Annotated in this window: 23 protein-coding genes and 1 pseudogene; 17 read left to right on the top strand and 7 right to left on the bottom strand. The window is 64.3% G+C overall.

Annotated elements, in window-relative coordinates; all coding sequences use genetic code 11:
• Window positions 1–2: 2 nt before the first annotated feature.
• Together EPN31_RS08720 and EPN31_RS08715 are read right to left on the bottom strand one after the other, a co-directional pair.
• A complete protein-coding gene (locus EPN31_RS08720) occupies window positions 3–596 on the bottom strand; it encodes a phosphoheptose isomerase (protein ID WP_291772038.1) in 594 nt (197 codons plus the stop codon).
• Window positions 597–648: 52 nt separating this feature from the next.
• Complete coding sequence (locus EPN31_RS08715) at window positions 649–1149, bottom strand: YraN family protein (RefSeq protein WP_291772036.1); 501 nt, start codon at window positions 1147–1149, stop codon at window positions 649–651.
• 30 nt (window positions 1150–1179) lie between these two features.
• Between EPN31_RS08715 and rsmI the strand changes: the two genes are divergently transcribed.
• Complete coding sequence (gene rsmI / locus EPN31_RS08710; RefSeq protein ID WP_291772034.1) at window positions 1180–2142, top strand: 16S rRNA (cytidine(1402)-2'-O)-methyltransferase; 963 nt, start codon at window positions 1180–1182, stop codon at window positions 2140–2142.
• 56 nt (window positions 2143–2198) lie between these two features.
• Here rsmI and EPN31_RS08705 read toward each other — a convergent pair whose 3' ends face one another.
• Window positions 2199–2753 carry an adenine phosphoribosyltransferase gene (locus EPN31_RS08705; protein ID WP_291772031.1) on the bottom strand — a complete coding sequence of 185 codons (555 nt, stop codon included), beginning with the start codon at window positions 2751–2753 and terminating at the stop codon, window positions 2199–2201.
• 172 nt (window positions 2754–2925) lie between these two features.
• Between EPN31_RS08705 and EPN31_RS08700 the strand changes: the two genes are divergently transcribed.
• From EPN31_RS08700 to EPN31_RS08655, 10 genes are all read left to right on the top strand, one after another.
• The gene (locus EPN31_RS08700; protein ID WP_291772029.1) at window positions 2926–3912 is read left to right on the top strand and encodes an SIS domain-containing protein; all 987 of its coding nucleotides are present in this window, start codon (window positions 2926–2928) and stop codon (window positions 3910–3912) included.
• On the top strand, window positions 3912–4514 hold the full coding sequence (locus EPN31_RS08695) for an HAD family hydrolase (RefSeq protein WP_291772027.1): 603 nt from the start codon (window positions 3912–3914) through the stop codon (window positions 4512–4514). The genes EPN31_RS08700 and EPN31_RS08695 overlap by 1 nt, the downstream gene beginning before the upstream one ends.
• Entirely contained in the window at window positions 4511–5128 is a 618-nt protein-coding gene (gene lptC / locus EPN31_RS08690; RefSeq protein ID WP_291772024.1) for an LPS export ABC transporter periplasmic protein LptC, read from the top strand. The genes EPN31_RS08695 and lptC overlap by 4 nt, the downstream gene beginning before the upstream one ends.
• On the top strand, window positions 5125–5715 hold the full coding sequence (gene lptA, locus EPN31_RS08685; protein WP_291772021.1) for a lipopolysaccharide transport periplasmic protein LptA: 591 nt from the start codon (window positions 5125–5127) through the stop codon (window positions 5713–5715). Before lptC ends, lptA begins: the two co-directional genes overlap by 4 nt.
• 5 nt (window positions 5716–5720) lie before the next feature.
• Entirely contained in the window at window positions 5721–6539 is an 819-nt protein-coding gene (gene lptB, locus EPN31_RS08680) for an LPS export ABC transporter ATP-binding protein (RefSeq protein ID WP_291772018.1), read from the top strand.
• 198 nt (window positions 6540–6737) lie between these two features.
• Window positions 6738–7067 carry a ribosome-associated translation inhibitor RaiA gene (gene raiA, locus EPN31_RS08675; protein ID WP_291772014.1) on the top strand — a complete coding sequence of 110 codons (330 nt, stop codon included), beginning with the start codon at window positions 6738–6740 and terminating at the stop codon, window positions 7065–7067.
• A gap of 188 nt (window positions 7068–7255) precedes the next feature.
• The gene (locus tag EPN31_RS08670) at window positions 7256–7753 is read left to right on the top strand and encodes a PTS sugar transporter subunit IIA (RefSeq protein ID WP_291772011.1); all 498 of its coding nucleotides are present in this window, start codon (window positions 7256–7258) and stop codon (window positions 7751–7753) included.
• Window positions 7725–8663, top strand: a complete 939-nt coding sequence (gene hprK / locus EPN31_RS08665; RefSeq protein ID WP_291772008.1) for an HPr(Ser) kinase/phosphatase — start codon at window positions 7725–7727, stop codon at window positions 8661–8663. The genes EPN31_RS08670 and hprK overlap by 29 nt, the downstream gene beginning before the upstream one ends.
• 34 nt (window positions 8664–8697) lie before the next feature.
• Complete coding sequence (gene rapZ / locus EPN31_RS08660) at window positions 8698–9576, top strand: RNase adapter RapZ (RefSeq protein WP_291772005.1); 879 nt, start codon at window positions 8698–8700, stop codon at window positions 9574–9576.
• Window positions 9573–10556, top strand: a complete 984-nt coding sequence (locus tag EPN31_RS08655) for a septal ring lytic transglycosylase RlpA family protein (protein WP_291772002.1) — start codon at window positions 9573–9575, stop codon at window positions 10554–10556. Before rapZ ends, EPN31_RS08655 begins: the two co-directional genes overlap by 4 nt.
• A 57-nt stretch (window positions 10557–10613) precedes the next feature.
• On the opposite strand, the gene EPN31_RS08650 is transcribed toward EPN31_RS08655, so the two are convergent.
• Window positions 10614–11198, bottom strand: a complete 585-nt coding sequence (locus EPN31_RS08650; RefSeq protein ID WP_291771999.1) for a YqaA family protein — start codon at window positions 11196–11198, stop codon at window positions 10614–10616.
• Between the two features lie 58 nt (window positions 11199–11256).
• Complete coding sequence (locus EPN31_RS08645; RefSeq protein WP_291771996.1) at window positions 11257–12795, bottom strand: diguanylate cyclase; 1539 nt, start codon at window positions 12793–12795, stop codon at window positions 11257–11259.
• 173 nt (window positions 12796–12968) lie between these two features.
• Here EPN31_RS08645 and ilvA point away from each other — a divergent pair.
• A pseudogene (gene ilvA / locus EPN31_RS08640) lies at window positions 12969–14498 on the top strand (threonine ammonia-lyase, biosynthetic); the annotation flags it as partial.
• 38 nt (window positions 14499–14536) lie between these two features.
• Here the strand turns inward: ilvA and phoR are convergent.
• Both phoR and phoB read right to left on the bottom strand, forming a co-directional pair.
• Complete coding sequence (phoR, locus tag EPN31_RS08635; RefSeq protein ID WP_291771993.1) at window positions 14537–15865, bottom strand: phosphate regulon sensor histidine kinase PhoR; 1329 nt, start codon at window positions 15863–15865, stop codon at window positions 14537–14539.
• Window positions 15862–16557: a phosphate regulon transcriptional regulator PhoB gene (phoB, locus tag EPN31_RS08630; protein WP_291771990.1), complete on the bottom strand. Its 696-nt coding sequence runs from the start codon at window positions 16555–16557 to the stop codon at window positions 15862–15864. The genes phoR and phoB overlap by 4 nt, the downstream gene beginning before the upstream one ends.
• Before the next feature lie 139 nt (window positions 16558–16696).
• Here phoB and ubiE point away from each other — a divergent pair, with 139 nt between their 5' ends.
• From ubiE to EPN31_RS08605, 5 genes are all read left to right on the top strand, one after another.
• On the top strand, window positions 16697–17461 hold the full coding sequence (ubiE, locus tag EPN31_RS08625; protein WP_291771986.1) for a bifunctional demethylmenaquinone methyltransferase/2-methoxy-6-polyprenyl-1,4-benzoquinol methylase UbiE: 765 nt from the start codon (window positions 16697–16699) through the stop codon (window positions 17459–17461).
• Between the two features lie 229 nt (window positions 17462–17690).
• Window positions 17691–18650 carry a TIM44-like domain-containing protein gene (locus EPN31_RS08620; RefSeq protein ID WP_291771983.1) on the top strand — a complete coding sequence of 320 codons (960 nt, stop codon included), beginning with the start codon at window positions 17691–17693 and terminating at the stop codon, window positions 18648–18650.
• Between the two features lie 86 nt (window positions 18651–18736).
• Window positions 18737–19354 (top strand): hypothetical protein, encoded by a 618-nt coding sequence (locus EPN31_RS08615; protein ID WP_291771980.1) that lies wholly within the window; start codon window positions 18737–18739, stop codon window positions 19352–19354.
• The gene (gene ubiB, locus EPN31_RS08610; RefSeq protein WP_291771978.1) at window positions 19348–20913 is read left to right on the top strand and encodes a ubiquinone biosynthesis regulatory protein kinase UbiB; all 1566 of its coding nucleotides are present in this window, start codon (window positions 19348–19350) and stop codon (window positions 20911–20913) included. The genes EPN31_RS08615 and ubiB overlap by 7 nt, the downstream gene beginning before the upstream one ends.
• Window positions 20913–21404 (top strand): adenylyltransferase/cytidyltransferase family protein, encoded by a 492-nt coding sequence (locus EPN31_RS08605; protein ID WP_291771976.1) that lies wholly within the window; start codon window positions 20913–20915, stop codon window positions 21402–21404. Before ubiB ends, EPN31_RS08605 begins: the two co-directional genes overlap by 1 nt.
• Window positions 21405–21465: the final 61 nt, after the last annotated feature.

The raw sequence follows: 21465 nt of genomic DNA, 5'->3' as shown, positions 1-21465 counted from the left end.
CATCAGAGGGGATCTCCGAGGAGCAGCGCATCAATGCCGTCGCACAGCGCATGCAGCAGCATGGTGTGGACTTCCTGGATGCGCATGGTGCGGTCATGGGGGACGCACAGATGGATGTCGGTTTCGTAAAGCAGTGTGTTGACTTGCCCGCCGCCCTTGCCCGTCAGCGCGATGACTTGCATTTCGCGCTCGTGCGCGGCCTCGATGGCGCGCAGCACGTTGGCCGAATTGCCGCTGGTGGTGATGGCGACCAGCACGTCTCCTGGTTGGCCCAGGGCGCTGACCTGGCGCTCGAAGACGGCGCCGAAGCCGTAGTCGTTGCCCACGGCAGTCATGATGGATGTATCGGTGTTGAGGCAGATGCCGGCCAGCGGCAGCCGGTCGCGTTCGAAGCGGCCGATGAGTTCGGCCACGAAGTGTTGTGCGTCCGCCGCCGAGCCGCCGTTGCCGCAGGCGAGGATGCGGGCGTTGTTGGTCAGGGCCCCGAACAGCAGTTCCACACCGGCGGTAAGTGCCGGAGCGAGTTCGCGCGCACTGGCTCGAAAGGCATCGACAGCATCGTCGAAATGCGATGTCATGCGGGAAGTCATGTCCATGGCCGATTATCGCATGAGCGCGGGAGGTCTGTCGGAGTGAACGTAACAGAGTTCATTCCGGGTTCCGGCTGAACGCATCCCGGATCCATGTCAGGCGCACTCCATCCACGGCGATCACGTCAAAGCGGCAGGCTGGCGGCTGACCACAGCCCGACCGGTGTGCGATCCATGGCAGAAAGTACCGTGCTGCCCGGATCAGGCGCAGCTGTTTGCGCCGGTTTACACTGGCGGCAGCCCCGCCGTACGCGCGGCTGGTCCGCTGGCGGACTTCCACGAAGACCAGCGTGCTGGCGTCCCAGGCAACCAGATCGATCTCGCCTGCCCGGCAGTGCAGGTTGGCCGCCAGGATACGCAGGCCCTGTGCTTCCAGGAAGCGGCTGGCCTGTTGTTCCGCGGCGTGTCCCTGGATCTGGGTGACCGATCCGGCAGCCAGACTGACGGGGGCAGCATGATCTGCCCTGGCTTCCCGTGCACTGCGGCGGCGCCGGCGTTGCAGGCGCTTTGCGGCCTGCTTCTGGGCCTCGCGAGCGGTGTCGTAGGGGTCGTTGTTCATGGCTGTGGCTTGCGAAGGAATGGTTCAAGTATGAATGACGGACTCGACTGGGAAAATGCCGGGCTGACGTGGAAACGTCACGCCGAGCAGGTGGTGGAGCAGAACTGGCCGTCCGCCTGCCTCTACGTCGTGGCCACACCCATCGGCAATCTCGCCGACATGAGTTTGCGGGCGTGGCAGGCGCTGCGCGGGTGTGATGCGGTGGCGGCCGAGGACACCCGCACGACCCGGGCGCTGTTCGATGCCTGGGGCATCCGCACGCCCTTGCTGGCCGCGCACCGGCATAATGAACAGCAGGCAGCCGACACCATCGTGCAGCGGCTGGCCGAGGGTCAGCGCGTGGCGCTGGTGTCCGATGCGGGGGCGCCGGCGGTCAGTGATCCAGGCGCGCGTATCGTGCGTTGCGTCCAGGCGGCCGGCTACCGGGTCATGCCGTTGCCTGGCCCCAGCGCCGTGATTGCTGCCCTGATGGCCAGCGGCGCAACATCGGACGATGCCCCAGGATTCGCCTTTGCCGGGTTCCCGCCCAACAAGCCGGCCGCCCGACGCAAGTGGCTGGAGCAGTGGCTGGCATGGCCGGTGCCAGTGGTGTTTTTCGAGGCCCCTCACCGGTTGGGTGCGACGCTGGATGATCTGGCGCAGGTGGCGGGAGGAGATCGTGTGCTGACCCTGGCCCGTGAACTCACCAAGCGGTTCGAGGAGATCAGTACCCTGCCGGTTGGCGCGATGCGGGAATGGCTGGGCGCCGATACCCATCGGGGACAGGGGGAGTTCGTTCTGGTGATGCACGCGGCGGCGCCGCAGGGCCCGGTGGACGATATGCTGTCGTCTGAACACGAACGGCTGATGGCCGCCTTACTGGCCGAGTTGAGCGTGCGGGATGCCGTGCGCATTGGCGTGCAGGCCACGGGCCTGCCCAGGGACCGCTTATATGCCTGGGCCCTGGCGCATCACCGTCGCGAGGATGCCGCCGATCCAGAGGCTCGTGCCTGATTTTGCTGCGGCGCAGAAGCTTGCAGAGGGGCAGGGCGGCCCGGAGCGGGCAGTGTTCAGACCGTATCCGTCTCGTGGAAGGAGCACACCGTATAGACGGGCAGCCCTGATTCGCGCACGGTCTGGGAGCCCTTCAGATCCGGGAGGTCGATCATGGCGGCCGCTTCGGCGACGTTGGCGCCAAGGCGCTGCAGCAGCCGCGAGGCAGCCAGCATGGTGCCGCCGGTGGCGATCAGGTCGTCGATCAGCAACACCCGCTGGCCGGGGCGCACTGAATCCATGTGCATTTCGACGGTGGCGTTGCCGTATTCGAGCGAGTAGGTTTCCGAGACCGTTTTGTAGGGCAGCTTGCCTTGCTTGCGCACGGGGACGAACCCCAGCTTCAACTCATACGCCAGCACGGCGCCGATGATGAAGCCGCGAGCATCGATGCCTGCCACCAGATCCAGCCGCTGGCGCATGTATCGGTAGACGAACAGGTCGATCAGGACGCGGAACGCCTGTGGATCCTGCAGGACGGGCGTGATGTCGCGGAACATGACCCCGGCCTTGGGCCAATCGGGCACTGTGCGTATCGTGTCGCGAATGTATCGGGCCGGGTCGGTTTGCATGACTGCATCCTGTTGGTAAGCGAAGGCGGTCCCAGTTTAACAACCTGACTGGTGTTCTGTCGGGTGAGATCGGCCGCGCGGATCGGCCCGGCAAGGTGCCCGGGCCTCGGTCGGGCGGGTGTGCTGCGCGCCGTCTGGTCACGATTGCGGCGGTTCCGCTTAAAATTGGCAGATGCATGATCATCCACGTCTCCAGCCAGAGGCCATCCGCGCGAGTGCCGCGCACACGTTCGCCATCGAGATCCAGGCGCTTCAGGCCCTGCAGGGGCGCATTGACGCGCGCTTCGAGCAGGCCGTCGCCTTGATCCTGGGGTGTCCGGGCCGTGTGGTGGTCACGGGGATCGGCAAGTCTGGGCACATCGCTCGCAAGATCGCCGCGACGCTGGCTTCAACGGGGACACCGGCCTTCTTCATGCATGCGGCGGAAGCCATCCACGGGGACCTGGGCATGCTCACGGGCGAGGACATCCTGCTGGCGATCTCGTATTCCGGGTCGGCCCAGGAGCTCATCACCATCATTTCGGTGGCCAAGCGGATGGGCACCCAGATCATTGCCATGACGGGGCACCCGGATTCCGAGCTGGCGCGAAGCGCCAATCTGTCGCTGGATGCAGCCGTGGATCAGGAGGCTTGTCCGTTGAATCTCGCCCCGACGGCGAGCACGACGGCGGCTCTGGTGCTTGGGGATGCCATTGCCGTGGCTTGCCTGGAGGCGCGTGGATTCAACCGTGATGATTTCGCGCGGTCGCACCCGGGAGGCGCGCTGGGCCGGCGCTTGCTGACATCGGTGGCCGATGTGATGCGCACGGGCGCTGCCTTGCCCAAGGTGAGGCCTGAGACGCTGATCCCGGATGCGCTGACCGAGATGTCATCGAAAGGCATGGGCATGGCCATCGTGCTCGATGGCGCGCGACCCGTCGGAATTTTTACCGACGGGGATTTACGCCGGATGATTGCGCAGCACGGCGACATTCGCGCGCTGCCGGTGTCCGTCGGCATGAGCCATCATCCGAAGGCGATCGCCCCCGGCGCGCCCGCGATCGAGGCTGCGACGGTCATGGATGCGAACAAGCTGAGTCAGATGCTGGTTCTGGATGGCGACGGGCTATTATTGGGTGCCCTGCACATGCACGACCTTCTCGCTGCGAAGGTAATCTGATGAACGACTTGCCCGGTTTCTCTCACCCTGCCGAAGCTCAGATCCTCGCTCGTGTCTCGCCTGCCGTGTGCGAGCGCGCACGCGCCGTGCGCATGATGGTGTTCGATGTGGATGGCGTCCTGACCGATGGCAGTCTCTGGTATGCCGAGCACGGCGAGGCGGTCAAGCCTTTCAACGCGCTTGACGGCCATGGCCTGAGGCTGCTGCGCGAGCAGGGTATCCGGGTGGCCTGGGTGAGTGGGCGCAACAGTGCCATTACCGCCCGTCGGGCGGCGGAACTGGGGATTTCCCCGGTCCTTCAAGGCATTCACGACAAGATCACGGCGCTGGAGGACCTTGCCCGCGACGCCGGCCTGACCCTGCAGGCTCTGGGTTACATGGGTGACGACATCATCGATCTTCCTGCGCTGCAGCGCGTGGGCTTTGCGGCCAGCGTCCCCAACGCCCCCCTGTACGTCAGCCAGGCAGCGCATTGGGTGGCGACGCGGCCCGGCGGGAGCGGGGCAGTGCGCGAATGCTGCGACTTGATCCTGGCGGCGCAGGGGCGCCTGGGGGTCTGTTTCACCTCTTCCCTGTCGACCCTCGGGGGGGCGATCCAATGAGAGACCGCCTGCCCAGCCTGGTGGCCGTGCTGCTGTTGGTACTGCTGGTGCTGGGGACGTGGTGGGCATCCGATTACACGCTGCGTTCCATCCAGGTCGATCCACCCCGGAAGATGACGCATGAGCGCGACTCCTGGTCCGATCATTTCGTGATGGTCCGGACCGGCCCCGAGGGGTATGCCATCAACCGGCTGGAAGGCGCCGCGATGGAGCATTTCCCTGATACCGATAGTTACGAAATCACCACCCCCCAGGCTGTGGATCACCAGCCGGGAAGCCCCACGACAGTAGGGACAGCTGATCGTGGCACGCTGGATCACCACGGCGACCGTATCGTCCTCAATGGCAACGCACACCTGCGGCGCCTGCCGGATGCCGATCACCAGCTCCTGGACGTGCGCAGCGAGCAACTCATCATCGAACCCAATCTGGATCTGGTGCATACCGACCGCCCAGCACTGGTGGTGAATGGCCACTCCACCTTGCGGGGACGGGGTATGCGCTACGATAACCGCACCCGGCAGCTGACCGTGACAGCCGCCAGCGACGTGAAGATTTCCGGCGAAGATCAGGCCGCCCGCAACGCTGCCTCACAGAAGACCAAGCAACCATGAAAATCCTGCCTCTTGCCCTGTCTGCCTCATTGATCCTGGGGGCGTTGGTCTTGCCTGCATGGGCGGCCGAGCCGGCCAAGGCTGCAGCGAAGGCGCCCGAGCCCGATACCGTGGTGCTGTCCGACACGCTGCACTATGACGACGTCAGCAAGACCAGTACGTTCACGGGCAACGTGGTCCTGACGCGTGGGGCGATGACCTTGCGGGCGGACCAGCTGGTCACCCACGAAGACGCACAGGGGAACCAGTCGGGAACGGCCACTGCCGGCAAGGGAGGGCTGGTCAATATCCGCCAGGAGAACCCAGAGAAATTCGAGACACTGATTGGCACGGGGAACCGGGCGGACTATGACGGCAAGACGGGGGACGTCACGCTGATCGGCCAGGCGACGGTCACCCGGATGATCTGCGGCCAAGCGTTCGACAACGTGCGCGGGGCGCGTATCGTGTATCACCAAAAGGCGGGCACCTACGAGGCCTTTGGCGGCAAGGACTCGGCGGCGGCAGGCGGGCGCGTCAGGTCGCTTGCGCAGCCCCAATCGCGCATTGACCAGGCAATCGCCAAGTGCCGCGCGAAGCACAAGTGAGTCCGATGGATGCCTCCATGTCTTCCGTGCCTGATTCCGCTTCGGATTCGGTCGTGTCCGGTTCCTCGCGCGTGAAGGCCGCAACCGGCAGTCTGCAAGCCATCGGCCTGGGCAAGAGCTTTGGTCGGCGAGCGGTGGTCCAGGATGTCTCGCTGTCGGTGGACGGTGGTGAAGTCGTGGGGCTGCTGGGCCCCAATGGCGCCGGCAAGACCACCAGTTTCTATATGATTGTGGGGCTGATTCCGGCCGATACCGGGCGGATCCTGATCGATGGCCACGATGTGACCGGGATCCCCATGCACCGGCGCGCGCGTCTGGGGCTGTCCTACCTTCCTCAAGATGCTTCGGTGTTCCGGCGGCTGACCGTGGAACAGAACATCCGGGCCGTGCTGGAGCTGCAGCGCGATCCAGACGGCCACGGCCTATCGTCGGTAGCGCTGGAAGAGCGCCTGGAGGCGCTGATCGACGAGCTGCAGATCGAACACATCCGGCACAACATGGCGGTTTCGCTGTCGGGCGGCGAGCGTCGCCGGGTCGAGATCGCGCGGGCGCTGGCCACGCATCCTCGGTTCATCCTGCTGGACGAGCCTTTTGCCGGCGTGGATCCGATCGCCGTGATCGAGATCCAGCGCATCGTGCAGTTTCTCAAGGGGCGCAATATCGGTGTGCTCATCACCGATCACAACGTGCGTGAAACACTGGGGATCTGTGACCGCGCGTACATCATCAGCGAAGGCAGGGTACTGACCAGCGGTCATCCCAGCGAGATCGTGGACAACGAGGCGGTGCGCCAAGTGTATCTGGGCAAGAACTTCCGGATGTAGTCCGTGGTGGCTGCCGGGGCCACCCATCTGCCGGCGTCCCATTGCCGCAATCCTTCCATCTTACACTGACAGGGGGCACTTGATGTGCCCCCTGTGATCTGTACACTGGGATCGTCATCACTTCTCGTCGGGAGGCCTCCTCTTCTTTCACATGGTTCCACTGGAACCCCATCTGTATTTCCGCAAGGAGTCTGCACTATGAGTCTGACTATCACCGGTCGTCATCTGGAAATCACCCCGGCCATTCGCGAGTACGTCTACACCAAGACAGCGCGTGTCCTGCGACATTTCGATCAGGTCATCGATTCACAGGTCATGTTGTCTGTCCAGCCTCTGAAGCACACGGCAGAAATGACGGTGCGTCTCCGTGGCAAGGACCTGCACTGCGAAGCCTCGGACGACAATCTGTACGCGGCCATTGATCTGCTGGTCGACAAGGTCGACAGGCAGATCATCAAGTACAAATCCAAGGCTCAGACTTATGCTCACGAACCGCCGAAGCGGCAGGCGGAGATGGCTTCAGAGTAAGGTTCAGGTTTTGCCGCCATGCACCTCCCGGCCGGCCTGGCCATTCACGAATCTGACGATTCGAATGGGTCGGTCAGCACACCAGGGCTAGTCGGGCGGATCATCGGGCCCCGGAATCGCACCGGGGCCTTTGCTTTGATGGACGTCCCGCTTCGCTGACGGCGGGGTTTGCCACCTATAATGCCCCCATGACTCTTACGCCGCGCATCCTGCCGCCCACCAATGTCGTACTGGATCTGGCGGCTACCAGCAAGAAGCGGGCCTTTGAACACGCTGGTCTTCTCTTCGAGAACAACCAGGGCGTCGCCCGCATGTCGGTCTTTCACAGCCTGCTGGCGCGTGAACGGCTGGGTTCGACCGCGCTTGGGCACGAGGTCGCCGTACCGCACGGGCGGCTGAAGGATCTGCGCGAGCCGCATGCCGCCTTCATCCGACTGGATCGGCCCATCCGTTTCGACGCTAATGACGGGCGCACGGCGCGCCTGCTATTCTTTCTGCTGATTCCAGAAACCGCGACCCAGATGCATCTGGATCTGCTGGCGGGAATCGCCCGCCTGATGTCGGACGCAACGCTGCGCCAGGCGCTGATGCAGTCCACGGATCCCCTGGAGGTCCACCATTTGATCCTCACGGGCGCAAGCGCGCCCCCGACCGAACATGCTGAGCATCCAAGAGCTGATTCGTGACAACGCCGAGAAGATCGCATTTTCCTGGATTGCAGGACAGGATGCGGCCGGCGTGCGGACCCTGCCGGAAGCAGGTGGCACTGCGGCTGACCTGGTTGGCCACCTGAACCTGATCCACCCGGGGCGCATCCAGGTCTTTGGCGTCGAGGAGATGTCCTTTTACCAGCGGCTGGATGCCAAGCGGCGGCTGCACCATCTGGACGATCTGGTGGCTGGCAGCGTACCGGCCATCATTCTGGCCGCCCAGACGCTGCCGCCGGACGACCTGAAGTCGTATTGCGAGGTCCATGGGATCCCGCTGTTGGGCACGCCGGTCGATGCTTCGCTGCTGATTGACCTTCTGCGCGTCTATCTGGGCAAGCGCATGGCGCCCAAGACTCTGGTCCATGGCGTCTTCATGGACGTGCTCGGTCTGGGTGTGCTGATCACCGGGGAGTCGGGCCTCGGGAAGAGTGAACTGGCGCTGGAACTGATTTCCCGCGGCCACGGGCTGGTGGCCGATGATGCCGTGGAACTTTCCCGCACGGCTCCCAACTTCGTCGAGGGGCAGTGCCCGCCGCTGTTGCAGAACTTGCTTGAAGTCCGGGGGTTGGGGCTGCTGGACATCCGCACCATTTTTGGCGAGACCTCGGTACGGCGCAAGATGAAGATCAAGCTCATCGTGCATCTGGTGCGCATGACGCCCGAGACTTTCGAGCGGCTGCCGACACAGGACCACTTCGAGGATATCCTGGGCATTCCCGTGCGCCGTGTCATGCTGCAGGTGGCGGCGGGCCGCAATCTTGCCGTGTTGGTGGAAGCGGCTGTGCGCAACACCATCCTCAGCCTGCGTGGGATCGATACCATGGGCGAATTCATCGAACGTCAGGCGCTGGCCATCATGGAGAGCAGCCGCGAGGTCAAGCCATGAATCGCCCGAATCCTTTGCGCCACAGTCTCGTTTCATGCTGAACATCGTCCTCATCACCGGCATTTCCGGGTCCGGCAAATCGGTGGCCTTGCGCATGCTGGAGGACACCGGTTACACCTGCGTGGACAACTTGCCCGTGCGGTTCCTGCACGAATTCATTGCAAGCACTCAGGAATCGGGGCTGGATCGCGTGGCGGTGGCGATCGATGTACGCACGCCGGGCGATCTGGATGATCTGCCGGGGATTCTCACCAGCCTGCGCGCCCGGGGTATGGCGCTGCACGTGGTCTTTCTGGATGCCGATGATCAGACGCTGATTCAGCGTTACTCCGAATCCCGGCGCCGGCATCCCCTGAGTGACCGGCTGCAGCGCGAGGGACAGGACAGTTCGCTGCAGAGCTGCATTGTCCGTGAACGCGAGCTGCTTTCTCCGCTGCGTAACCAGGAGCACGTGATCGATACGTCCGACCTGACGCCGGGCCAGCTTCGAAGCTGGGTGCGTGACCTGGTACAGGTGGATAAGGTCGCGGTGGTGCTGACGTTCGAGTCGTTCGCGTACAAGCGCGGAGTACCGTTTGACGCCGACTTGGTGTTCGATGTGCGTTGCCTCCCCAACCCTTACTACGATCCGCAGCTGCGGCCGCTGACTGGCCGGGATGCCCCTGTGGCCGAATGGCTGGCGCAGTTCGGCAGCGTCGGGGCGATGGTGGACGATATTGCCGGCTTCATCCGCAAATGGCTGCCGCTGTACCAGCAGGACACGCGCAACTACCTGACAGTGGCCATTGGGTGCACGGGCGGGCAGCATCGCTCGGTTTATGTGGCGGAACAGCTTGCGCGGCGCTTCGCAGACCACTCGCCGCTACTCATCCGCCACCGGAACCCCCTGTTGCAACAACCGATACAGCCATGAGCCGACCCTTGCACCGCCTGACTCTGGGGCTGGTCTGCCTGGCGCTGGCGGTTCTGGCAGGCTGCGCCTCACGGGGACGTTACGGCAGCGATGGCATGGGTGATCACATTCCGGCGAACATCGCGGCCATCCCGGATGCTGTCCCCAGAATCGAGCATCCGGTACCCGCGAACTTTCGGCCCTACGAAGTATTTGGCGTGCGGTATGTGCCGCTGGCTGAAAATCAGTCTTACCGACGGGAAGGCGTGGCCTCTTGGTATGGTCGCAAGTTTCATGGCGAAAAGACGGCCAATGGCGAGACCTACGACATGTATGCCATGACGGCCGCGCATCCTCTGCTGCCGGTGCCCAGCTATGCCCGTGTGACTCGGGTATCGACCGGGAGATCCATCATCGTGCGGATCAATGACCGAGGCCCCTTCCACCCAGGGCGGATCATCGACCTGTCCTATGTAGCGGCTGCCAAGCTCGGCCTGGTGGGGCGGGGGAGTGGCGAGGTCATCGTGCAGGCCATCACCAATGCCGACATTCTGGCCGGGAACTATCGGAATCCCCCGCCGGTGATGGTGGCCAGCCGTGCCCCATCCGCGCCTACGCCTCTGCCTGCTCCTGCTCCCGCTCCCGCGTTGGCGCCACCCACAGCGCCTGCCCCGCTGCCTGTGCCCACCATGCCGGCTGCTGCATCGCCGCCTTCGGTTTCAACGGCCAGCGCTGCACAAGCGGCGGCCATCATGGGCCAGAGCGAGTCGGCAAACGGCGGTGTCTATCTGCAGTTCGGCGCGTTTGCGTCGGCCCTCAACGCCCAGGCGTTTTCCCAACGCATCAATGCCCAGATCAATGGAGGGCAAACGGCGGTGACCTATCAGTCGTCTCTGTACAAGGTGCGCATGGGGCCATATGCTTCGCGCGACGCGGCCGCCCAGGCGGCTGCAGTGCTGGCGCGGACTGCCGACATCAACCCCGTGGTTGCCACGGATTGACGGGATGCCTTGGCGTGGCCCGTGCATCGATGGGTTCCTGGCGTCTTGCCGCGGAACTCACAACCATTGGCTGACCTGAGGCCAGGCGTGTATCAGGACCGTCGTCATCGCGATGTAACGCAGGCATTTTCCGATCGCCATGTACAGGGTGCAGCGCCAGAAGGGCAGCTTCAGCCAGCCTGCCACGGCGCATAACGGGTCGCCAACAACGGGCAGCCAGGACAACAGCAAGGCGGGGGGGCCGAAGCGCCGGAACCAGCTTGCTGTCAGGTCGTGCCAGCGTCCGCCGGCTGCGGAGGCCCTCCGCTCGCCAGAGGATCCCGTCGTGTCTGGCGATGTGCCAGCTTGGGGCATGCCTGTGGCATGGTGCCTGTCCGACCAGGCCTGGTAGGCAGATTCAGCCCCGGCACCCATGGCGTAGGTGATGGCGCCACCTGCCGTGTTGCCGATGGTGGCCACCACAATGGCCGGCCAGAACATATGCGGCGCCAACTGCACATAGGCGAAGACGGCGGGCTCCGAACCCAGCGGAAGCAGGGTAGCCGAGACCAGGCTGATCAGGAAGACTGCAGGCAATCCTACCGTGGGTAGCGCGAGCGCCGCCAGCGAGGCATGAATTGAAGTCTGCACCCAGGTTTCCATGGTGGGGCAGTGTACGCGAGATTGGGGCGAGGCGGATCTTGTTGCGCCCAGGCCGGACTTACGCCTGGGCGCCGCCCCACACGAACCGGTTTCTCCCGGTGCGCTTGGCTGTGTACATGGCTGCATCAGCCTGTTTGATCAGGGTGGCGGTATCCCGGCCGTGTTCTGGAGACAGGGCTACGCCGATGCTGACCGAGATTTCGACGGGGATACCGTCCAGTTCGAATGGAGTACTCAGGGCCCGTAGTACGTTTTGCGCGATGGCTTCGCATTCCTTGGGCGTTTTCATCGCCGTGAGGAGGATGCAGAACTCGTCTCCGCCGAAGCGAGAGACCGTGTCGTCGGATCCCGCCCGTACACGAGTTTCCAGGCGCCGTGCGACCTGTTGCAGCAGCGTGTCGCCGGTGGCATGGCCGAACTGGTCGTTGATCGCCTTGAAGCCGTCCAGATCGAGGTACAGGACGGCGACGCGCTGGTCGTGTCGCTGGGCGACCTGCAGCGCCCGGTCGCAGCGTTCCTGAAACAGCACGCGGTTGGACAGGCCAGTCAGCGGATCGTGCAGGACGGCATGAGTCAGCCGGGCCTCGCTGGCGGCGAGCGCCCGGGATACGGCCCGCTGGCGCGCCAGCAGCAGCATGATGAAGGCTGCGAAGGCCAGCAGTGCGATGCTGGCATACACGGTCATGTTCCGGTAGCCTTTTCCCTGCTGGTTGACGGGGGCGAGGATTTCGTGCAGGGCCATGCCGACCGAGACCATCACGGGGTAGCCCCGGACCGAGCGGTAGCTGATGATGCGGGGGATGCCATCGGTCGATGCGCCGTCATCCACGAAGTCGTCCTCGGGGTTCAGTTTCTGGCGCTGGAACCAGGGCTGGCCGCCGGCATCGATGCCAAATACGTTCTGGCCGCTGATCTGGCGCCCGAGCACCATGCCGTTGAGCGCCGCCAGCTCGAGCATCCCGTCATGCCCCAGATCGATCTCGCGGTAAAAGTCGGTCAGCGTATCGGGGTCCACCGATAGCACCACCACCCCGCCGAAGCTGCCGTCGGGCCGCGTGATGCGCAGCGACATCGGGATGCGCCACTGGCCCGACACCCGCCCGAGGACGGGCCGGTTGATGTAGAGCGCATCCCGCATATCGTTGCGCTGGGCCTGGAAGAAGTCCCGATCGGCGTAATTGACCGGTCCCGTGTTCTGGCTGCTGTCGACGATGTTGCCAAGTTCGTCCACGATGCTGATGATTGTGAACGCCTGGTCTCGGATGACCCGCCTCTGGGCCCAGCGCCGCAGGTCCAGTGTCGGTCCCTGCTGCAGGTACTGGGTGCGCGCGAACGACATCACCTGTTCGGCAGCCTTCAGGGTGCGGGAGATGTCCTGTTCGTAGGCAATGGCGATGTTGGCGTTGGCCCGCATGGCGGCGGTGATGGCCTGGCTGCGCTCGGAGGCGATGCGGTGATGCAGGGCGAGCCACAGGGCCATGATCACCAGCCCGAAAATGGCCAGGATCAGGCCATTGACCAGGAGGCCGTTCAGGTGTCGCGGTGCGGTGCGGGAAGCGGTGCGTTCTGCGGTGGTTTGGAATTGGGTCCGTTTCATGACGGAAGGTGGGAGGCGTCGGTTGGCGGTGATGTGGGGCCTGCGAATCCGAATGTGAGACTGTAGCGGCAGTTGTGTGGCACGTCGAGTCCCCCGGGGTCGGGATTGATCCGGTCTGTGGGCTGGCGGCGCGTTGCCCGCGGGCGCTGTGATATGCTTTTTGACTTCCGTTCACTCCTGTAGCTGCGGCTGCCATGTCCGACGATTATCTGAAGCGCATCCTGACGTCCAAAGTCTATGACGTTGCTCACGAAACCCCACTGGATCTGGCCCCCCGAATTTCCAAGCGCATCGGCAATACGGTGCTGCTCAAGCGCGAAGACACGCAGCCCGTATTCAGCTTCAAGCTGCGCGGGGCCTACAACAAGATGGCGCACCTCACGCCTGAGGAACTCAAGCGCGGCGTGATCGCGGCATCGGCGGGCAACCATGCGCAAGGCGTCGCCCTGTCGGCCAACCGCCTGAAGTGCCGGGCAGTCATCGTGATGCCGGTCACGACTCCGCAGGTCAAGATCGATGCCGTGCGGGCTCTGGGTGGGGAAGTGGTGCTGTTTGGCGACAGTTTCACGGATGCCGCAGAACACGCTGCCGAGATGCAGGCGCGCGATGGACTGACCTTCGTTCACCCGTTCGATGACCCCGATGTGATCGCGGGACAGGGTACGATCGGAATGGAGATCCTGCGCCAGCATCCAGGCGACATCGACGCGGTGTTCGTGGCCATCGGCGGCGGTGGTCTGATTTCGGGCGTGGCGGCCTACATCAAGCAGCTGCGGCCGGAGATCCAGGTGATTGGCGTGCAGACTGTGGATTCGGATGCCATGGTGCGCAGCGTGAAGGCCGGCCGACGGCTCAGGCTGGCGGACGTGGGGCTGTTTTCCGACGGGACGGCCGTCAAGCAGGTCGGTCAGGAGACCTTCAGGCTGGTGAAGGAGTACGTCGATGATTTCGTGACGGTGGATACCGATGCCATCTGTGCTGGTATCAAGGATGTCTTCCAGGACACTCGCAGCGTGCTGGAACCGGCCGGAGCCCTGGCTCTGGCGGGTGCCAAACGCTACGCTGCCCAGCAAAAGTGGAAGGGCAAGACGTTGGTGGTCATCACATGCGGCGCCAACATGAATTTCGACCGCCTGCGCTTCGTGGCCGAACGCGCCGACGTGGGCGAAGCGCGCGAGGCACTGTTCGCCATCACGCTGCCCGAGAAGCGCGGCAGCTTCCGGCGGCTGTGCGAAGCCGTCGGCAGCCGCTCGGTGACGGAATTCAACTACCGGATCTCGGACTCCGAGTCGGCCCATGTTTACGTGGGTCTGCAGATCCGCTCCGAACCCGAGATCGAGAAGCTGGCCAACCACTTCCGCAAGGAAGGCTTTCCGACGCTGGACCTGACGGGCAATGAGATGGCCAAGACGCACCTGCGCTACATGGTCGGCGGTCATTCGGGCCTGGCTCAGCACGAGGTCCTGTATCGTTTCGAGTTCCCGGAGCGTCCAGGCGCGCTGATGAAGTTTCTGGGGGCCATGAACCCGGAATGGAACATCAGCCTTTTCCATTACCGCAATCAGGGTGACGACTACGGCCGCATTCTGGTCGGCATCCAGGTTCCGCCCGAGGACAAGAAAATCTTCAAGGAGTTCCTGTCGACGCTGGGGTATCCGTACTGGAGCGAGACGGACAATCCCGCCTATCGGCTGTTCCTGTAGCCCACCCAGGCCGGCGACGAGCGCTGGCGCGCGCTGCTTCAGGCAGCCCTGGACGAGGAATCAGGCTCGGTGATGTCCGTGCGACGAGTGCGGGTTGCTGGAAATACGATGGAGAAGGTGCTGCCTTCGCCCAGGGTGCTGCTGATGTCCAGCCGCGCGTCGTGGCGCAGCGCTACGTGCTTTGCGATTGCCAGCCCCAGGCCGGTGCCGCCAGTTTCCCGGGAACGGCCGCGGTTGACGCGGAAGAACCGCTCCGTCAGGCGCGGGATATCGTCGCTGTCGATCCCGATGCCGGTGTCCTGCACGCTGTAGATCGCGTTGCCGTCCGGCTGCTGCTCCCATGTGATCGTGATGGCGCCGCCTGGCGGCGTGTAACGCACCGCGTTGGTGAGCAGGTTGCTGATGGCCGAGGCCAGTTCGGTGTCCTTGCCCAGGATTCCCAGGCCGTCGTCCAGATGCGTGATGAACCGGTGCTGGCCGCCGGATAGCGCACGGGCCTGGTCGAGTGCCGTGCGGATCAGGGCGGCCAGGTGAACGCTGGCGCCTTCGCTGTTGGGCGTGGATTCCAGTGAGGACAGCGTCAGCAGGTCGGCCACCAGCGCCTGCATGTTGTGGGCCTGCTGAGCCATCAGTTCCAGATAATGGCGCTGTTGTTCCTCGCTGAGGGCGCCTGCCGGCATGTCGAGCAGCGTCTCGACGAAACCAGACAGCACCGTGAGCGGCGTGCGCATTTCGTGCGAGACGTTGGCCACGAAGTCTTTCCGGATGTTTTCCAGCCGCTCGATCTGCGTGATGTCGCGTGTCACCATCAGAAACTGCCCGGTGCCATATGGCGCAAGATGCAGCATCAGGGTCCGGGCCTGGTGGCCCCGTCCCAAGTGAAGGATCAGCGGACGGTCCCACGTGTCCTGATTGGCGTAGCGTGCAAACTCGGGGGCGCGCAGCACGTTGAGGATGCTGTGCCCCCGGTCCTGGTCCAGGTTCAGGCCCAGGTGTCCTGCTGCTGTCTGATTGCACCAGAGCAGGGACTTGTCCGGCGCCAGCGTCAGCGCGCCGTCGGGCAGCGCCTCGGCTGCCAGCAGCGCCCGGTGGAAGTTTCGGGAGCGCTCCTGCAGATCCAGCCGGTTCTGCTTGAGCTTGCGGTAGATCGGCGCCAGGACCTCGTCCCAGGGACCCACCGATAGCGGTGGCGGCTCGTCGATGTCGTGCACCCAGCGAGCGACGCGGGAAAGCTGCAGGCCGCTGACCAGCACCATCAGCAGCAGCCCCAGCGCGAAGATCGCCCAGCCTGTGGTCGCCCCCAGCCAGGCGCCCAGCAGCCAGCCGCCCAGTGCCCAGAGTGCGATGGTGATCAGGGTCTTGATCATGGTTCCTGTGTGGTGCTGAAGCGGTACCCCGCGCCGCGGACGGTGTGGATGTAGTGATCCAGCTCAGCAGGCGACAGCGCCTTGCGCAGGCGCCGGATGTGGACGTCCACCGTGCGTTCCTCGACGAAGACGTGGTCGCCCCAGATCTGGTCCAGTAGCTGTCCCCGGCTGTAGACACGCTCCGCGTGTGTCATGAGGAAGTGTAGCAGGCGGAATTCGCTGGGCCCCATGGGCAGCGGCCGACCCGCGCCCGTAATTCGATGGGCCTGTGGATCCAGTTCCAGTGCACCGGCCTGAATCAGGTCATCTGCAAGCTGAGGGGCCCGCCGGCGCAGCAGCGAACGGATCCGGGCCAGCAGTTCACGCAGGGAAAAGGGCTTGGTGATGTAGTCGTCGGCGCCGGCTTCCAGACCGTTCACCTTGTCCTGCTCGGTGCCGCGTGCCGTCAGCATGATGAGCGGAATGTCGCGTGTGCGCTCCGTGCCGCGCAATTGCTTGGCTAGACGGATGCCGGGTGTATCGGGCAGCATCCAGTCCAGCAGGATCAGATCCGGCAACGCCTGATCGACGATCGCATGTGCTTGGGCCGCATCCGCGGCGGCTTGCACCGTGTAGCCGGCGTGTTGCAGGTTCACGCGCAGCAGCTCCTGAATGGCAGGTTCGTCTTCAATGATCAGGATTGTGGTCGGCATGGCTGCGATAGGCGTTGAGACGGGCACGCGAAACGGGTCATGATACGAGACCATTGTTGCATTGATATGACCATCTGCGTACAGCGGCCTACACACCTACATATTTACCCGACGGGGAATGCAGTACGATACGCGGATCATGAACGATACTTCCCATGGCGCCGGCCAGGAGCCGCAGACTCACTTTGGCTTTCAGACGGTACGCGAGACCGACAAGGCTCACCGTGTGGCCGAGGTCTTCCACTCGGTTGCCTCGCGTTATGACCTGATGAACGACGTGATGTCCGGCGGGCTGCACCGGATCTGGAAGGCCTTCACCATTGGGCGGGCCCAGGTGCGGCCGGGGATGAAAGTGCTGGACATCGCGGGCGGGACCGGGGATCTGGCGCGCGCGTTTGCGCACCGGGCCGGGCCGGCGGGCGAGGTCTGGCTGACCGATATCAATGACTCCATGCTACGCGTGGGGCGTGACCGCCTCCTGGATCGCGGGCTGGTGACGCCGGTGGCCGTCTGCGATGCGGAATGCCTGCCGTTCCCGGACAGGTATTTTGATCGTGTGTCGGTGGCTTTTGGCCTGCGCAACATGACACACAAGGACCGGGCTCTGGCCGAGATGCGCCGGGTTCTCAAGCCTGGGGGGAAACTGCTGGTGCTTGAGTTTTCGCGGGTTGCGCCCATGCTGGCGCCGGTCTACGACTGGTACTCGTTTCATGTCCTGCCCCGGATGGGGCGCTTCATTGCTTCGGACGAAGACAGTTATCGCTATCTGGCGGAATCCATCCGCATGCATCCGGATCAGGAGACCCTGGCCGAAATGCTGCGTTCGGTGGGCCTGGATCGTGTGCAGTACTTCAATCTGACGGCGGGCGTTGTGGCACTGCACGAGGGGGTGCGGCTGGACTGAATCCCTGCCGCGCTGTCCCGGGAGCCGCCCAATCGCGGCTTTTTCGGCCTGGCGAACCTTGCGGAGCGCCCGTCAACCGGCGCGGATCCTCGGCGCTTGCCGTCCCCTGATTTGCGTACGGAATTTCTTGGTGGCGGACAAGATTTATGGTAATTTGTAGGTTCGTTAAGCTTTATGTAAGGTTGCTGCCGGGTGGCGTGTCGCATGCCCGGGGCCCACAGGAGACTCCATGAATCTTCGATTGCCTCGCTGGTTGCTGGGTATGCTGCTGCTCGTGGCGGCACTCATGATGCTGGCCGTGACCCAGGATGCCCATGCGCGTCGCTTTGGCGGTGGCCTGAGCGCGGGTCGCCAGTCCACCAATGTCATCAAGCAGCGGCAGGCGGTCACGCCACCGGCTGCACAGACCACGACACGCGCAGCGACACCGGCTGCGGCCACGACGGGCCAGGCTGCTGCGGGTGCAGCCGCCAAGTCGGGCCTGTCGCGCTGGCTGGGCCCCATTGCCGGCATTGCCGCCGGTCTGGGGATCGCGGCGCTGTTGTCCAGTCTGGGGCTTTCGGGGGCATTTCTCGAGTTCCTATCCAGCGCGCTGCTGATCGGGTTGGTGGTTTTTGCGGTCATGTATCTGGTGCGTCGTTTGCGCGGGGCCCAGCGCCCGCTGGCTGCTGCGGGGCCCTCGTCGGGTGCCAACAGCTATCGTGAGTCCGCATCGTCCGGTGGCGGGTTTGCCGGGTCGTCCGCACCTGCGGCGTCCGCCGGGGTGGCTCCCGTCATCGAGGCGGTGCCGTCGGGGCCGCAGGACCCGAGCTGGTTCATCCCGGAAGGCTTCGACGTTCCGACTTTCCTGGCCCAGGCCAAGCAGCAGTTCATCCGGGTCCAGTCATTGTGGGACCAGGGCCAGCGAGACAGCCTGCGCGAGCTGATGACCGATGACCTGCTGGCCGAGATCACCCCGCGTCTGCCCCAGCCTGGCGAACACAACCAGACCGAGGTCCTGCTCCTGAATGCCGAACTCCTGGGCATCGAAACCGTAGCGGGTGGGCATCTGGCAAGCGTGCGCTATTCCGGCATGGTCCGCGAGACAGCGGGTACGGACGCTATTCGCGTGGAAGAGGTCTGGAACCTCTACAAGTCGCAGGATTCCGGCTGGCTCCTGGCCGGCATCCAGCAGCTCGACCCCAAGTAGGCTGGCACTCTCATGCGCGGGAACCGGTAAACTGGGACCTTTCCCGGGTTCCGTTTGCCGGGGCCGGACGTCTCCTGCGTATGATCATGCGTCTTCCGTTTTTTCCACCCGTTCCTGCGGGCCTGCTCCTACGCGGGCTCAATGCCTTGCTGAAACGCGAGACCTGGGCCCGCGAGCGACTGGCGGCCCATGCCGGGAAATCGCTGCGCCTTGTGGTAGGCGAAACATTTAGCCTGCAGGCGTCCGTGGGCTCGGATGGTTTGTGGCAGTCCTGCGACGCGGCGATCATCCCGGATGTGACACTCTCCGTCCCGGCAGATCGCCTGCGTGATCTGCCGGGTGTCTGGCATGAGCAGGGCCTGTCCGGGGTCGTCGGATTGACGCGGATTCAGGGTGATGCGGGCTTTGCCCAACTGGTGTCCGATCTGGCGGGTACCTTGCGCTGGGACGTCGAGGACGACCTCTCCCGTGTCGTGGGCGATGTGCTGGCGGTCCGCTTGGTCGCGGGCGTGCGTGATCTGGCAGCAGGCACCCGTCAGGCGTTGTCGCGGGCGCGCGACAATCTGGGCGAGTACCTGGGTGATGAGTCGGGTCTGGCCGTGCGTTCACCGGAGTTTCTGACATGGTCGCAGCGCCGCCAGCATCTGGCGGATCGCCTCGATGGGCTCGAGCTGAGACTGCGCCGCCTGGAGCAGGCATGCTGATCTTCCTGCGGCTGGTCCATATTCTTTGGGTGTGCCTGCGCTATCGGCTGGATGAGTTGGTGCTCTCCAGCCTCCAGCACCCCTGGGCACATTTCCTGCTGCGCGTCGTGTGTCTGGGGCGCAGGCCCCATCGGCCGCGCGGTGAGCGTCTGCGCCTGACGCTGGAAACCCTGGGACCCATCTATGTGAAATTCGGCCAGGTGCTGTCCACGCGGCGTGATCTGGTGCCCAAGGACATCGCTGATGAACTGGCCCGGCTCCAGGATCGTGTACCGCCGTTTCCATCGGATCAGGCTGCCGCCATCATCGAGGAAGCGCTGGGCGCAGCCCCCCAGATGCTGTTTGCTCAGTTCGACCGGGATCCGGTGGCATCGGCCTCGATCGCTCAGGTGCACTTTGCGGTGTTGCACGATGGCCGCGAGGTCGCCGTCAAGGTTCTGCGGCCCGGCATGCGAGAAGCAATCGAGCGCGACTTGATGCTGCTGCGCGTGCTGGCTGGCCTGGTCGAGCGCCTGGTGCCCGATGGCCGCCGGCTCAAGCCGCGCGAAGTCGTGGCTGAATTCGACAAGTATCTGCACGATGAACTCGACCTGCTGCGTGAGGCTTCCAACTGCAGCCAGCTTCGGCGCAATTTCGGGCCGGACACGGGGCGGGCGCATCTGTTGGAAGTGCCCGAGGTCGTCTGGGAATATTGTTCCGGCCAGGTCTTCACCATGCAGCGCATGCATGGCGTGCCCATCAGCCATATCCCGCGCTTGCGCGAACTGGGTGTGGATATCCCGCTGCTGGCCCGCCAGGGGGTCGAGATCTTCTTCATGCAGGTCTTCACCGACGGGTTCTTCCACGCGGACATGCATCCGGGCAATATCTTCGTATCTGACGATCCGCGGACGCTGGGGCGCTACATCGCGCTGGATTTCGGCATCGTGGGGTCGTTGTCGGAATTCGACAAGAACTATCTCGCGCAGAACTTCCTGGCTTTCTTCCAGCGGGATTACCGCCGCGTGGCGCAGCTCCACATCGAATCGGGATGGGTCCCTGCCACGACACGCGAAGAGGAGCTGGAAGGCGCCGTGCGCGCGGTCTGCGAGCCTTATTTCGATCGGCCGCTCGCGGAGATCTCGCTGGGACAGGTGCTGCTGCGCCTGTTCCAGACCTCGCGCCGGTTCAATGTCGAAATCCAGCCGCAACTCGTGCTGCTGCAGAAGACTCTGCTGAACGTCGAGGGGATGGGTCGCGAGCTGGATCCCAGGCTGGATCTGTGGCAGACCGCCAAACCGTTTCTCGAGCGCTGGATGCACCGGCGGGTGGGGCTGCGCGGGTTGCGCGAGCGCCTGGATCAGGAAGCGGGCCAGTGGGCCCAGATCTTGCCGCAGATCCCGCGTCTGGTCTATACCCGACTGAACCACCCGGACCCGGGGCCGGCCATGCGTGCCGAGCTCGAGCGTCTGCGGCGCGCGCAGGAACAGTCGAACCGGCTGGTGGCGGTGCTCTGCGGCATTCTGGCGGTTGGGGTGGGAGTGGCGGTGTGGGCGTTGACGCGCGGGCTGACCTTCTGATGACGCCGCCACGCTTCATGGCCAAGGTTCTGGACCGGGTCGCTTGCGAGCAGGCGGTGCTGGAAGGTCGCTTCCCCAGGCCGCTGATTTTCACGAATGGCGTCTTCGATATCCTGCATCGCGGGCATGTGACTTATCTGGACCGTGCCGCCCAGCTGGGCGCGACGCTGATCGTGGCTGTCAATACGGACGATTCCGTGCGCCGGCTGGGGAAGGGGGGTGACCGGCCATTGAACGGCCAGAGCGACCGGGCGGCGATGCTGGCTGCGCTGGAGTCCGTGGACGTCGTCACCTGGTTCGCGGAAGACACGCCGCTGGCGCTGATCCAGGCGCTGAAACCCGACGTGATCGTCAAGGGCGGCGACTATGACATGGGGACCTTGCCCGAGACCGCCGCAGTGCTGGGTTGGGGTGGGCGCGCGGTGGCAATTCCATTCGAGCACCAGCGCTCCACCACCGATTTGCTGAAAAAAATCCGCTCGGCCAAGTGACTGGCGAGCGGGGGTCTCTTGCAGGTTCCGGATGCGCCGACGGGGCGCATGCCGGGCCGTG

The sequence above is a fragment of the Castellaniella sp. genome (assembly GCF_004321985.1).
Lineage (GTDB): Bacteria > Pseudomonadota > Gammaproteobacteria > Burkholderiales > Burkholderiaceae_B > Castellaniella.
Note: the sequence above shows the minus strand (reverse complement) of the source record. Positions and strands in the feature narration are given on the sequence as shown.